The sequence below is a fragment of the Roseateles sp. P5_E11 genome (genome assembly GCF_054049355.1).
The window spans coordinates 1-13,671 of sequence record NZ_JBFUMO010000112.1 but is presented as its reverse complement, the minus strand read 5'-3'; the positions used below and the strand labels follow the sequence as shown (position 1 = coordinate 13,671).

The 13,671-nt window shown below is 68.2% G+C and carries 11 protein-coding genes; 6 read left to right on the top strand and 5 right to left on the bottom strand.

Annotated elements, in window-relative coordinates; all coding sequences use genetic code 11:
* Positions 1–157 precede the first annotated feature (157 nt).
* Together bglB and ACXJKR_RS11025 are read right to left on the bottom strand one after the other, a co-directional pair.
* Positions 158–1,321, bottom strand: coding sequence for a beta-galactosidase BglB (bglB, locus tag ACXJKR_RS11030; protein ID WP_457322881.1), 1,164 nt, complete (start codon positions 1,319–1,321; stop codon positions 158–160).
* Positions 1,322–1,341: 20 nt separating this feature from the next.
* Complete coding sequence (locus tag ACXJKR_RS11025; protein ID WP_457322880.1) at positions 1,342–5,235, bottom strand: beta-galactosidase; 3,894 nt, start codon at positions 5,233–5,235, stop codon at positions 1,342–1,344.
* Positions 5,236–5,346: 111 nt separating this feature from the next.
* Between ACXJKR_RS11025 and ftsY the strand changes: the two genes are divergently transcribed.
* A complete protein-coding gene (ftsY, locus tag ACXJKR_RS11020; RefSeq protein WP_457322879.1) occupies positions 5,347–6,471 on the top strand; it encodes a signal recognition particle-docking protein FtsY in 1,125 nt (374 codons plus the stop codon).
* Here ftsY and ACXJKR_RS11015 read toward each other — a convergent pair.
* A complete protein-coding gene (locus tag ACXJKR_RS11015; protein ID WP_457322878.1) occupies positions 6,434–7,345 on the bottom strand; it encodes a LysR substrate-binding domain-containing protein in 912 nt (303 codons plus the stop codon). The genes ftsY and ACXJKR_RS11015 overlap by 38 nt on opposite strands.
* A gap of 101 nt (positions 7,346–7,446) precedes the next feature.
* Here ACXJKR_RS11015 and ACXJKR_RS11010 point away from each other — a divergent pair, with 101 nt between their 5' ends.
* Positions 7,447–8,349 (top strand): NAD-dependent epimerase/dehydratase family protein, encoded by a 903-nt coding sequence (locus tag ACXJKR_RS11010; RefSeq protein WP_457322877.1) that lies wholly within the window; start codon positions 7,447–7,449, stop codon positions 8,347–8,349.
* On the top strand, positions 8,346–8,957 hold the full coding sequence (locus ACXJKR_RS11005; RefSeq protein ID WP_457322876.1) for a LysE family translocator: 612 nt from the start codon (positions 8,346–8,348) through the stop codon (positions 8,955–8,957). The genes ACXJKR_RS11010 and ACXJKR_RS11005 overlap by 4 nt, the downstream gene beginning before the upstream one ends.
* On the opposite strand, the gene ACXJKR_RS11000 is transcribed toward ACXJKR_RS11005, so the two are convergent.
* Entirely contained in the window at positions 8,954–9,484 is a 531-nt protein-coding gene (locus tag ACXJKR_RS11000) for a hypothetical protein (protein WP_457322875.1), read from the bottom strand. The two genes, ACXJKR_RS11005 and ACXJKR_RS11000, sit on opposite strands and share 4 nt — an antisense overlap.
* Positions 9,485–9,631: 147 nt before the next feature.
* A complete protein-coding gene (gene ffh, locus ACXJKR_RS10995) occupies positions 9,632–11,011 on the bottom strand; it encodes a signal recognition particle protein (protein WP_457322874.1) in 1,380 nt (459 codons plus the stop codon).
* Between the two features lie 323 nt (positions 11,012–11,334).
* Here ffh and ACXJKR_RS10990 point away from each other — a divergent pair, with 323 nt between their 5' ends.
* From ACXJKR_RS10990 to ACXJKR_RS10980, 3 genes are all read left to right on the top strand, one after another.
* Entirely contained in the window at positions 11,335–12,219 is an 885-nt protein-coding gene (locus tag ACXJKR_RS10990) for a cytochrome C assembly family protein (RefSeq protein WP_457322873.1), read from the top strand.
* Positions 12,216–12,458 (top strand): PP0621 family protein, encoded by a 243-nt coding sequence (locus ACXJKR_RS10985; protein ID WP_056203534.1) that lies wholly within the window; start codon positions 12,216–12,218, stop codon positions 12,456–12,458. Before ACXJKR_RS10990 ends, ACXJKR_RS10985 begins: the two co-directional genes overlap by 4 nt.
* A gap of 2 nt (positions 12,459–12,460) precedes the next feature.
* Positions 12,461–13,671: histidine kinase dimerization/phospho-acceptor domain-containing protein (locus ACXJKR_RS10980; protein WP_457322872.1), on the top strand; the 1,211-nt coding region annotated here is incomplete at its 3' end.

Below are 13,671 nucleotides of genomic sequence, written 5' to 3'. Positions count from 1 at the left end.
GCCCCGGGCTTCGAGCATCGCAGGGGACCCCGCAGGGGCGGTTTCGCAGGGGAGAGCTTTTTGCCTACTTTTTGGCGGCGCAAAAAGTAGGTCGGCCGCCGGGACGAACCCCCGGCTGGGCCTAGCCATAAACCCAAAGCAGCGCATAGCAATCGAATCAGATGAAGCGAACCAACAACTCGCCCATCGCCAACAAAGCCATCGCCTGCCCAAACGGCATCGACGTCAGCGGGATGTCCTTGTATTCCTGCAACGTGTTGAACACCGGCGTGCCGAAGCTCACCTGAGTCAGCTCGCCCGCATCGTTGATCTTCGACCGCACCGCCAGCGCCGCCTTCACGCCGAAGGCCTCGTAGTCCTTGGAGATGTAGCCCTTGCGGACCGCCTTCAGGATGCCGTAGGCGAAGCCGGCCGACGCGGCGGCTTCGTCGTAGGACGTCGGGTCGTCCAGCAGCGTGGGCCACAGGCCCGATGGTGACTGGAACTGGGCCAGGGCCTTGACCTGCGCTTCGAGCGTCGTGATCAGGAACTGGCGGAAGGCGTCGCCCTCGGGCAGGTTCAACAGCTCGATGAACTCTGGGATGACGATCGTGACCCACGAATTGCCACGCGCCCACAGCGCATTCGCAAAGTTGTGCCGCCCCTCGAAGGTCCAGCCGTGGAACCACAGCCCCGTCTTGCGGTCGGCCAGGTATTTGATGTGGATGAGGAACTGGCGCTTGGCCTCCTCGACGTAGTGCGGCCGGTTCAGCAGCAGGCCGAACTTGGCCAGCGGCAGCACCGACATCATCAGCGTGTCGTCCCACAGCTGCTGGTGGTTCACGCTGTTGTAGACGATGTGCTGGAAGCCGCCTTCTTCGGTGCGCGGCAGCTCGTTGTAGACCCACTCGGCCCAGCGATCGATGTAGGGCAGGAAGCGACGCTCGCCGGTGCGGTCGAACAGGTAGGCCAGCGTCAGGAAGGGCGCCACCGTGTTGATATTGCGGCTGGGCATGCCCTCCGCAAAGCGGGCCTCGAACCAGCTCGTCATGATGTTCCAGGCCTTGGGGTCGCCGGTCAGCTCCCAGACCTTGTAGACGCCATACAGGCCCACGCCGTGGGTCCACTCGAAGCCGTTCCAGCCCTTGGTGTCCAACACGCGGCCGTCGTCCAGGCGCAGCAGGAACTTGCCGTCCTTGTCCTCGATGTTGACCAGGTTGTGGATCAGGCGATCGATGGCGCCGCGGATGTCGTCGCGGTCCGCGCCGAGGCCGGCCGTGTGGTGGGCCAGCAGCGGGTGGATGCGCGAGGAGTCGACGGGCTTGAGGATCTGGTTGGGCATGGTCTTGTCTCGATGTGAATTCAACGCTGCAGGTTGCGCGGTTGGGGCACCGGCTCCAACGGTACGCCGCCGCGGGCGACGGCCAGCGGCACCAGGCGCACGGCCTCCAGTGCGTTGGCCGCCTGGCCGTCGGTGGTGACGGCCAATGTCAACGTGTTCTCGCCGTTCGGGTTCAGGATGCCGGGCGGCAGCACGAAGACGCGCTGCGGGCCGATGTGGGCGATGAACTGGCCCATATTCCAGCCGTTGACGAAGATCAGCGCGCGGTTCTCGACCTCGGAACGTGGCTTGGTCGTGTCGCCAAAGGCCAGCCCGAGCTGCACATCGTGGCCGGCCGGCAGGTCCAGCTTGAAGTTGGTGCGCAGCCAGTAGCTGCCCGGCGCTGGCGGTGCGGCGCTCACGGTCGTGGCCTCCCAGCCGGGCTGGGGCTTGGTCGGGTCAACGGGCAGATGCCAGCCCATGCGCTCGCCGTGCAGGCCACCGCTGTTCATCGGACCGCGCACGAGGTCGGCAATGTCCTCGCCGCCCTTGTTGCCCTGGATCTTCCAGGCGATGGGCGTGCCGAAGCGCTGATCACCTTTGTGCGCGAGGGACGCCGAGATCAGGCCGCGCGCCTCCTTGTGCACGTCGTCGGCGAACAGGTCCCAGTTGTGTGAGTTGTTGCGCACGACGACGGCCAGCACGTGGTCGCCCGGCGGCAGGTCTTTCAGCAGGTGGCGGAAGGTGTCGGTCGTCTCGGGGAAGGGGCGGCCGGTGTCGTGCTCCTGCTGGCCGATGAACTTGCCGTCCAGCCAGACCTGGATCATGCCGGCGCCACCGCCGCCGAAGAAGAGTTCCAGCTGCAGCGGCTTGGTGTCGCTCGTTGCGAAGCGGCCGCGGTACCAGACGTCGCCATGGTGGAAGCCGTAGTCGCTCATGGCCAGCACGGGCTGGCCCTTGTCGGGCGCGGTGTACACGTTGGCGGCCGACCCGCTGGTGTCGGTCTTGCGCCAGGCACTGTCGTCGAAGCCGGGGGCGGCTTCGAGGGAGTCGAAGCGGCGCGTCCAGGTGAGCTGCGTCAGGTCGGGCAGCTTGACGGCGTCAGGGCCGGGCAGGGCGGTGCGGGCGGCGAGGCTGAAGTCCTGCGCTGCGGTCGCTACGGCTTGGCCGTTGAACGTCAGCGCGTTGATGCCGTCCGGCACCCAAGCGCGCAGCGCGCTCGGCTGTGTCGTATCGCCGCGGAGTTGCAGCTTCTTGCCGTCGACCGCCGCCGTGCGAACGAGGCCCGGGCTGCGCACCAGTACGCTCTGACCACCGGCTTGCAGGCGCCAGAACTCCTGGCCCGTCTTTTCGTCAGCGATCAGCAGCAGCAAGGGGGCACGCCCGGCGCCGCTGATCAGCACTTCGATGAGGCCGGTGTGCTGGTAGTTCAGCCGCAGGTCGCCGCGCTTGGCATCCCAGTTCACCTGGGCCTGGCCGCGCAGCAGCTTCACGGTCGGCCTGGCGGCATAGCGCARCACGGTCTCGCCGTCGTCGCCGTTGCGGCCGTAGAACAGCGCCACATCACGGGCGCCTTGCTGCAACTGCGCCTGCAGCTCGCTCGTGCTGTAGACCAGGTGCTGGCGTTCCAGTGCGTAGCTGGCCAGCAGCATCTTGGCGTCCTGGCCGGTCAGCGTCAGCTTGCCGGCCTGCGGCACCTGGTAGCTGCCGTCACGCGTTTGCAGCTTGAAGCTGAACGCCTCAGTTCCTGTCAGCGCGTTGTGCTGAGCCAGCAGCACATGGCTGCCCAGCGCCTGGTTGACGTTGTGATACAGCCTGACCTTGGCATTGCTCGAGTCCAGGACCTCGCCCTTGTCCATCTGCGTTAGCACCGGTGTGGCCGCCTGCACGAAGCCGCCCATCTGCTTGAGCACCAGCGCCTTGTCGCGCATGACGCGGGCCTCGCTGATGGGCGAGCCGTAGTCGTAGCTCGTGTAGACGATCGGCCCCGGCTGCCAGCCCCAGCTGGTGCCGCCGTAGGCCATGTAGATGGAGTGGATGGTCAGCGCATTGATGAGGCTGCTGCCGTAGAACACGCGCTGGTAGCCCGGCCCCTGGCGCTGGGCCGTGCATTCGTAGGTGCCGTTGCTGCCCCAGTAGTCGAACCAGCCCGCACCGATCTCGGCGACAAAGCCGGGCGTGTTGGGCGAGGCCTGCGAGCCGACCTTGGGGAAGTTCTTGCCATAGATGCCCCAGTCCGGCGCCGGTGCCGGCGTGCCGGGCTTGGCATCCACGCCGCAGACGCCGCCGGGATAGCCGTCGAAGGCGTAGAGGTCGGTCGGGCCGGGGTTGGCGAACGGGGCCGTGGAGTTCTTGGGCGTCCAGTCCGGCAGCCGTGAGGCGGCGTTGTGAAACAAGGGCACGGTGATGCCGTCGGCGCGCGCCTTGTCCGCCAGGTGCTGCATGTGGCGGATGTTCTTGGGGTTCACCGCGAACAGCTCGTTTTCCAACTGATAGGCGATGACGGTGCCGCCGCCGTTGGTGATCTGGTGGCGGGCCAGGATGGCGTTGATCTGCGTCATCCATTCATCCGCTGCGGCCTGGTACTCGGCCGCGTCGGTGCGGGCCTCGGCGCGCTGGCGCAGCAGCCAACCCGGGAAGCCGCCGGCCGTCAGCTCGGCGTTCACATAAGGCCCCATGCGGGCGATGACGTAGAGGCCTTCCTCCTCCGCCATCTGAATGGCGCGCTCGATGTTGCGCACGCCGGTGAAGTCGTAGTGGCCCGGCTTGGCCGAGTGGTAGCCCCAGCTGAAGTAGAGCGACACGGCGTTGAGGCCCGACGCCTTCATCTTCTGCAGTACGTCGCGCCACAGGCTGGGCGAGGGCAGGCGGAAGGGGTGGAACTCGCCGGCGAAGATCATCTCCCGCTTGCCGTCGATGATCAGCGAATGGCGGTCCCAGGCGATGGATTTGGGCTTGGCCTTGGGCGCCGTCGCGCGCTCCAGCTGCGCGGTTTCTTCCGAGATGACGGTGAAGTGGCGCACCGTGCCCGACACGCCGCCCAGTTCCTTCTTGGGCGTCCAGGTCTGCAGGCCGTCGAAGCTGTCGGAATACCAGTACCGCTTGGTCGTGTAGTCGTCGAAGTAGATGCGCCAGCCACCCTTGATGGGTACCAGCGCCTGGCCTTCCGACGGGCCGCCCCAGCCGGCCCAGTCGCCGGTTTTCTGAATCGTCCACGGGCCGTCCAGCGACGGGGCCGTGGCCAGTTCGATGAACTTGGTCGTCTCGTTCTTCGTGAAGGCGACGTAGCGGCCTTCATGCTGGATGACGAAGGTGTCGATGTAGTTCTTCTCCAACCCCTGCATGGGCACCGGGTCGGAGAACTTCGTGAAGCCGGCGTCCAGCGCCTTCACGAAATAGGCGGCGAACGGCCCCTGGGTGCAGCCCTTGGACAGGCTCACGACGAGCTTGAAGCTGCCGTCGCTGTCGCGGAACCATTCAGGCGCCCAGACGTTGGACACACCCGGCAGCTTCACGGGCACGTCGGCCACATGCGTCCAGCTTTTCATGTCCGCCGACTTGGCGATGCCGAAGGTCGAGCCGTTCCAGTTGGTTGTGTAGGCGATGTAGTACAGCCCGTCCGCCGCGCGGATGATGGACGGGTCGCGCAGCAGCTCCCTGGCCGGCGTGTAGACCTCCGAGCCCAGCGAGGTGAAGTTGACGCCGTCGTTGGAACTGAACAGGCTCAGCGTGTTTTGCGACGTGGCCATGAAGGCCGACATCAGATAGGTTCGCTCGCTTTTTGCCACCGGGGACGTCGCTTGCGCCGGCGTGCTGACGGCGGTGGGCGCCTGCTGGCCCGGGAGATCCTGCGCCTGGATCGCCCCGCACAGCAACAGCGCGGCCCACCAGCTGGCGGAGCGGGGCGACGGAGCAAACGGCAAGGCAGCGTGCATAGCGGACCGGGAGTGCGGGGAGCCTGATTCAGTGTCACCCGGTTCACCGGCGCCAAAAAATCAAGCGCGTGCGAGAAAGGGGCCTTCGCCTGGGCCGGCGAGAATGCCCCCATGTTCAGTTTCTTCAAGAAGACGGCGCCGGCGCCGGTGCCCGACGAGGCGCCCACCCTGCTGCCCGAGGGCTGGGTCACCAAGCCCGCCAGCCCGCCACCTCCGCCCGCCGCTCCCGAGCCAGTTGCACCACCGGTCGCCGCGCCCCAAGCACCCGTTCCCGCCGCGCCGACTCCCGCGCTGCCCGTCGCCCTGCCGCCGAGGGCGCCCGAACCCGCCGCTGCGCCGCGCCAGAGCTGGATGGAGCGGCTGCGTGCCGGCCTGCGCAAGACCGGCGGCAGCATCGCCGGCGTCTTCACCGGCACCCAGATCGACGACCAGCTTTACGAGGAGCTGGAAGAAGCCCTGTTGATGGCCGATGCCGGCGTCAAGGCCACGCAGTTCCTGCTCGATGACCTGAAGCGTCGCGTGAAGGACGCTCGGGCCAGCGACCCGCAGGCCGTGCGTGGTCTGCTGATCGACGCGCTCACCGAGTTGCTGTCGCCGCTGGAAAGGGGCCTGGAAGTCGGCCGCCACACGCCCACTGTCATGATGGTCGTCGGCGTCAATGGCGCCGGCAAGACGACCAGCATCGGCAAGCTGACCCGCCATCTTGCCGAAGCCGACCAGAAGGTGCTGCTTGCGGCTGCCGACACCTTCCGCGCCGCGGCGCGCGAGCAGTTGGGTGTGTGGGCCGACCGCGCCAAGGTCGAGATCGTCAGCCAGGAGGGCGGCGACCCCGCTGCCGTGTCCTTCGACGCCGTCAATGCCGGACGCGCTCGTGGTGCCGATGTCGTCATCGCCGACACCGCCGGCCGCCTGCCGACGCAGCTCCACCTGATGGAAGAGCTGAAGAAGATCAAGCGCGTCATCAACAAGGCCCAGGAAGGTGCGCCTCATGAGGTGCTGCTGGTGGTGGACGGCAACACCGGCCAGAACGCGCTGAACCAGGTCAAGGCCTTTGACGAAACGCTGGGCCTCACCGGGCTCATCGTCACCAAGCTCGACGGCACCGCCAAGGGTGGCGTGCTGGCGGCAATAGCGCGCGAGCGGCCTGTGCCGGTCTATTTCATCGGCGTGGGCGAGAAGCTGGAAGACCTCGAGACCTTCAGCGCGCGCGAGTTCGCGCGGGCCTTGCTGGAGTAAGCCGCCCGAACTCGGTGCGAATCCAGGCCTCGAACGCGTCGACGGCCGGCGCGCCGACGCGGGCCGCACCACGCAGCAACCGGTAGCCATAGGCCGAAGCCAGCGGCGCGCAGTTGGCGAGCACCAGGCGGCCCTGGGCCAGGTCCTCGGCCGCGAGCGCGAACGGCACAAGGCCCACGCCCAGCCCGGCCACCGCAGCCTGCACCAGCAGCCCGCCATGGCTRTAGCTGCGTGAGAAATCGAGATGCCGCCGCGCGGCCAGCCCCTCGCGCGACAGCAGGCGCTGCCAGGCCTGCAGCCCCCCTTCCTCGTGCAGCAGCGGCTGGCGCAGCAGCTCGGCCAGTGGCGCGGGCTTGGGCGTGAGGGCAGGGCTGTAGACGACGACCTGCTGCTCGGCATACAGCGGCGGCTCCCCCATCTTGTCGAGAGCCTGGTAGCGCAGCGCGATGTCGCAGCCCCCACCGTCGAGGTCGGCGAGTTGGTCGCTGGCCTGCACGCGCACGTCGACCGCCGGATGGGTCGCGGTGAACGCATGCAGCCGCGGAACCAGGAACTTCATCGTCAGCGAATGCGTGCTGGATACACGCACGGTGTGCGGGTCCTGCGTCTCGCGCAGCGCCAGCACCTGCTCGCGCAGTTCGCCCACCATGCGCGTGACGCTCGCGGCCAGCGCGCGCCCGGCCGGCGTGATGGCGACATGGCGCGCGTGGCGCACGAACAGGGCCAGGCCCAGGGACTGCTCCAACAGCTTGATCTGCTGGCTCAACGCTGCCGGCGTCTTGTGCAGCTCGGCCGCTGCCGCGCGAAAGCCATCGTGACGGGCGGCCGCTTCGAAGTCGAGCAGGCCTGACAGGCTGGCAAAAGGCTTGGACATGGAGCGAGGGCAAGTTTTCCTGATCCTCAGGATAGCTAAATCTCGGTTTCGCTTCTCGCCCCGCAGGGGAAGACTGCTGGCCATCACTCCACGGACGAGTCATGAGTCAAGAAATCCTGGTCATCGGCGGAACCCGATTTTTCGGCATTCCTCTTGTTGAGGCACTGCTCGCTGCTGGCAACCGCGTGACGATCGCGACGCGAGGCCGCACGCCCGATCCCTTCGGCGTGCGCGTGCGCCGCGTCGCGGTGGACCGTGGCGACGCGACGGCGATGCAGGCTGCATTCAGCGATGCGCGCTTTGACGTCGTCTACGACCAGATGTGCTACGGCCCGGATGAAGCCGCACTCGCCGCACGCCTGTTCACCGRCAAGGTCGGCCGCTACCTGATGACGTCGACGCTCGAGGTCTATGACGCGCGGCATGGCCAGCTGGCGCGCGCCTATCGAGAGGAGGATCTCGACCTGGCGCGGTCCGTGGACAAGCCGCCGACGGCCTATGGCGACGGCAAGCGTCGCGCCGAGGTCCAGCTGCTGGGGGCTCGGGAGCTGCCGGTCGCGACGCTTCGGCTGGCCCACGTGCTGGGCGGCGCGGAGGATTTCACCGGCCGGCTGCGCGGCTATGTCGAGCGGGTCCTCCGTGGCGAACCGCTGCTGCATGCGGCGGTGCCGGGCGCGACCTCCTTCATCGATGTGCCTGGCGTGGTGGCGCTGTTGGTCTGGGCTGGCCGCCAGGACTTTCTCGGCCCGCTCAACGTCGCGAGCCGCGGCACGCTGACGGCGCCACAACTGCATGCGCGTATCGCGACAAGATTGGGGCGCGAGGCGCTGATGACGCCGAAAGCTGGTGCCGGTGCGAGCCCTTTCGACTACGCCGCGCTTCACGCGCTGGACACCGGTCGCGCGACGGCGCTGGGCTGGCTGTTTGATCCCCTGGACGACTGGCTGGATGCCCTCATCGACACGCACGCAGCAGCGCTGGCTGGTGAAGGGGTGGGCGCATGAACGGCGTCCAACACCTTGGCGCCTTCCTGCTGGCAGCCTTGCTCGTCATCGTCGTGCCGGGGCCGGCGACGCTCTATGTGCTGGGCCAGGTGCGCATGGCGGTGCCTCGCGCCATGCTGGCCGTTGGCGGCCTGGTGGCCGGCGATCTGTTGCTGATCATGGCGGCTGGCCTGGGGCTGGGCAGCCTCCTGCAGCAATGGCCGGCGGCGTTGGTGGCGTTGCGGACGGTCGGCGCGCTGTATGTCGCATGGCTTGGGCTGACCATGCTGCGCAGCGCTGCGGCGCCTGCCACCATGGAGGAGAAATCCAGCGGGAAGGCCAGCGGCGCTTTCGGTCCGGCCCTGCTGCTGACGCTGCTCAACCCCAAGCCCATCCTGTTCTTCGGCGCCTTCTTTCCGCTCTTCCTGACGGTTGACAACACCGACTGGCTGGGCGGCTTCATGCGCCTGGGCCTGCTGTTCGAGCTGATCAACATCGGCTGGTTCGCGCTGCTGATCGCAGGTGCGGCCCTGCTGCGCCGTCGGGCCTGCATGCCCGACGGGCCCTGGCTGAACCGCCTCGGCGGTCTGGGCTTGCTGGGCTGTGCGGCCCTGCTGATGTTCGGCTAATGCGCGTGCGGCGTATCGGCGTAGTAGCCGGATGCGCGCGGCTTGGGGAACAGCGTGTCACGCAGCCGGTCGCTGGACTCGTTCTGCCATTCCCGGTTCCACGGTGTGACCGCCAGCTCGGTGGCGCCCAGCACGCGCAACAGGCGATCCCGTTTTCTGGAATGGCGAGGCTCGTCGGCGACGGGCAGGAGAACGACGGAGCGCGCATAGCCGTGTTCGTCGCAAAGCGCGAAGTCGACGGTCAGCAAGCCCGTGCGCGACAGCCACTCGCGGTAGGAGTATTGCTTGGGCACCCGCACCAGCTTGTGCAGCGGCACATGGGCCAGCAGGAAGCCCTTGGGGTGTTCCAGTGCCAGGGCTTGCGCGATGCACTTGTGGGCATGGCGCTCCGCGCTCACCAGCACCCGCGCAGCGGTGGGCGGCCACTGCATCACGGTGTCGCTGGCGTCCTTGCGAGGCGCTCTGCCTTGCCCGGTGAGGTTGCTCAGCCAGGCGCTGACGGCGAGGGGAAGGTGGAGATTCAGCATGCGCGCGACGCTAGCGGCCGCGCCGGTTCTTGACCATGCTCCGTTGTCCCTCGACCTTGGGACCAAGTGTGTGGACTTGTGTCCCTGCTGACGACAGGCTGTCTGCGCGCGGATCGAACGAACGATCGAGAGTGCAAGCCTGCGGGTTTACATCCCCGGCAGGYCCTTCATGCCGCCCATGCGCTTCATCATCTTCATCAGGCCGCCGCCCTTCATCTTCTTCATCATCTGCTGCATCTGGTCGAACTGATTCAGCAGGCGATTGACGTCCTGGATCTGCACGCCGGCGCCGGTGGCGATGCGGCGCTTGCGGCTGGCCTTGCTCTTGCCATCCATCAAGAGGGCCGGGTGTGAGCGCTCCTTGGCGCTCATGGAACGCAGGATGCCTTCCATGCGCTTCATGTCGCGCTCGGCGCGGTCCATGTCGGCCTGGCCGGGCTGCTTGTTGCCCATCATGTTCTGCGGCAGCTTGTCCATCAGGCCGCCCAGGCCGCCCATCTTCTTCATCTGCGCGATCTGCTGCAGGAAGTCATTCAGGTCGAAGCCGCTGCCGCTCTTGAGCTTGTCGGCCATCGCCTGGGCGCTGGCCATGTCGACGTTGGCCGTGACCTGCTCGACGAGGGCCACGATGTCGCCCATGCCCAGCACGCGGCCGGCGTGGCGGTCGGCGTCGAAGACCTCCAGCCCGTCGATCTTCTCGGACACGCCGGCGAACTTGATCGGCGCACCGGTGATCTGGCGCACCGACAGCGCCGCACCACCGCGGGAGTCGCCGTCGAGCTTGGTCAGCACGACGCCGGTCAGCGGCAGGGCGTCCTTGAAGGCCTTGGCGGTGTTGATCGCATCCTGGCCTTGCATGGCATCGACGACGAACAGCGTCTCGACCGGGTTCAGCACCGCATGCAGGTCCTTGATCTCGGCCATCAGCGCTTCATCGATGGCCAGGCGGCCGGCGGTGTCCACCAGCAGCACGTCGATGTAGTGGCGCTTGGCGTAGTCCAGCGCGGCCAGCGCGATGTCACGAGGCTTTTGCTCGGGCGTGGACTCGAACCATTCGGCGCCGGCCTGCCTGGTCACCGTCTTCAACTGCTCGATGGCTGCCGGGCGGTAGACGTCGGCGGAGACCGTCAGCACCTTCTTCTTGCGCTTCTCGATCAGGTGCTTGGCGAGCTTGGCCGTCGTCGTCGTCTTGCCGGCGCCCTGCAGGCCGGCCATCAGGATGACGGCGGGCGGCTGGGCGGCGAGGTTGATGTCGGCCACGCCTTCGCCCATGGTCGCGGCGAGTTCCTTGTGCACGACCGAGACCAGCACCTGGCCGGGGTTCAGTGAGCCGACGACCTCCTGGCCCAGAGCCTTCTCCTTCACGCGGGCAATGAAGTCGCGCACCACCGGCAGGGCCACGTCGGCCTCCAGCAGGGCCATGCGCACCTCGCGGAGCATGTCCTGCACATTGCTCTCGGTGATGCGGGCCTGCCCGCGCATCGTCTTGACGAGGCGACTCAGGCGGTCGGTGAGGTTGGATGCCATGGTGGGGAGGTGGGCTAGGAGGCTGTCGGGCTTTGGGCGGGGTGCACGTTGGATCTGCAAGGGGGCTGAGGCTAGGCGCGACGACGCTGCGGGCTCGTGCCCGCGAGGAGGAGCAACAACGCATCAGCCCCCTTGCAGAYCCAACCCGRAGGGCCGAGGCGATTTGCGGGGCCATGCGTCTTGCCGACTCGTTGCTGGGCCCCACCCAACGCCTCGTCGACGCCTAGCCTGGCCTCGCAACTCGCCTCGGCGCGCACCCCGCCCAAAGCCCGACAGCCTCCTGGACCGCCAGAACGGCGGCAGGCCAAAAGTACACTGCAGCCATGAGTTTATCGCCCGCCCTTCTTGCCGATGCTGGAGACGCCGCAGCCGGCGCCCAAAGCCTCGGCCCCGGGCCGGCATTGGCCGTCGCCAGCGCGCTGGCGCTGCTGGGATATGTCTGGGTTGGCCTGCTGCGCGCGCGAGCCGGCGACGATGCCTCCGTGCGGCGGCCGCTGCGGTCCGTGCCGCCCATGGCCCTGGCCTGGACGGCCCAGTTCGCTGCCCTCTATATAGATATCAGTGGCTACGGCCTGGCCGAACCGGGCGCGCGCTTCGGTTTCGCGCCGGCGCTGTCGATGACGACCTGGCTGGTGCTGACGGTCTATCTGGTTGAAAGCCGCTTCCTGCCCCTGCACAGCGTGCGGCGCGTGCTGGCCTGGCTGGCGGCGGCGGCCGTGCTGCTGGCTTGGGGCTTCCCCGGCGAGAGCCGGCCGCTGGCCGCGTCGCCCTGGGCGCCGTTGCACTGGGTGCTGGGCCTGGCGTCCTACGGCCTGTTTGGCGTGGCGGTGCTGCATGCGGCGCTGATGAACCGCGCCGAGATGCAGCTGCGCCGCAAGCAGTCGACACCGGCCGGGCTGCCGCTGCTGCGGCTTGAGCGCCTGACCTTCCAGTTCGTGGCCGCCGGCGTCGGCGTGCTGTCCCTGGCCATTCTGCTGGGATGGTGGTTCACGCCGCATTGGCGTTGGGACCACAAGAACCTGCTGGCCGTGCTGGGCTGGCTGGTGCTGACCGGCCTGCTGGTCGGGCGGCGCATCTACGGCTGGCGCGGGCGGCGTGCGACGCGCTGGCTCTACGCCGGCGCGGCCTTGCTGCTGTTGTCCTACGCCGGCTCGCGCTTCGTRCTGGAGGTCATCCTGCAGCGCGGTGTCAACGGAGGCGGCGCATGAAATACCTGCTGCTGCTGGCCCTGCTGGCGGGCCTGTTCTTTGTGCTGGGCATCAAGCGCGGCCGGCCGCGCGAACCCGAGGCGCGCAAGCCCCAGCCGCCGGCGCCGCCGCAAGCCATGCTGCGCTGCGCCGAATGCGGCATGCATCTGCCCGTCGATGAGGCGCTGCCGGGCAAGGGTGGCGTGTTCTGCAGCTCGGCGCATCGCACCAGCTTCGAGGCCCGCGAGGGGCAGGCCTGACGGTGGCCGGCGCCGGCAGCTGGTTCGTCGAGCAGCCGCCGGCGGAGCCGCCGGCCGAGGCCAGCGCTTCGTTCGAGCGTCTTTACCGCGCCTTCCTGTCGGCGCGTGCAGCCCTGGGCCTGGCCCTGGTGATGGCCCAACTGATCTCGGTCGTTCTCGGCACGACGCCGGCGCGCTCGACGCTGGCTCTGAGCCTGTCCTATGCCATGGCAGCCCTGGCCCTGTGGCTGGCGCCGCAGCTGCGGCGGGGCGCCTCGGCGCGCAGCCTGGCGCGCATCAGCAGCCCCCATTGGTGGAGCGCCATCGGCGTGGACTTGATCCTGTTCGGCGTGCTGCATGCGCTGGACCCGAGTGGGGTGAACTACGGCGCCCTCTTCGTCATGCCGGTGCTGATGGCGGCCGTGCTGAGCCCGCGCATGCTGGCGCTGGCTACAGCGGCGATGGCAACGCTGGGCCTGCTCGGTGCGGCCGCCTGGTCGCTGCTGGCCGGCCTGGACGTGGGCCTGAAGACGACGCAGGCCGGCCTGGTGGGCAGCGGCCTGTTCGCCGTGAGCCTGCTCGCCGGTGAGCTCAGCGCGCGGCTCGCTCGCGAGGAGAAGGCCGCACGGGGCAGCCTGGCGCTCGCCCGCCAGCAGGAGCTGCTGAACCGCCTGGTCATCGATGAGATGCAGGAGGGCGTGCTCGTCGTCGACCGGCGTGGCCGCATCCGCGCGATGAACCCGGCGGCGCGCAGCCTGTTGGGCGCCGCCAGCGGAGAGCTGAGCTGGCAGTTGCGCGGGCGGGCCGACTGGCAGCCTCTGGTGCTCGCATTGGAGCGAGCCTATGGCGGCAACGCCGGTGATGGAGGAGCGGAAGTCGACGTGGCGCTGGCGCTGGACAGCGGCGCCGCGCGCAGCCTGCGCCTGCGCCTGCGCTTCACACGCCAGCGCGAGGGCAGCGAGGAGCTGTGCGTGCTGTTCGTCGAGGACAACCGCGAGCTGCTGGCGCGTACCCGCCAGGAGAAACTGGCCGCCATGGGCCGGGTGTCGGCCGGCATCGCTCACGAGATTCGCAACCCGCTGGCGGCCATCGCCCAGGCCAATGCCTTGCTGGCCGAGGACGTCGCCGGCGGGCGCGCCGAGCAGCTGACCAGGATGGTCGCCTCCAATGTGCAAAGGCTCAAGCGCCTGGTCGACGACGTCAGCGAGCTGGCGCCCGGCATGCAGCCCGACAC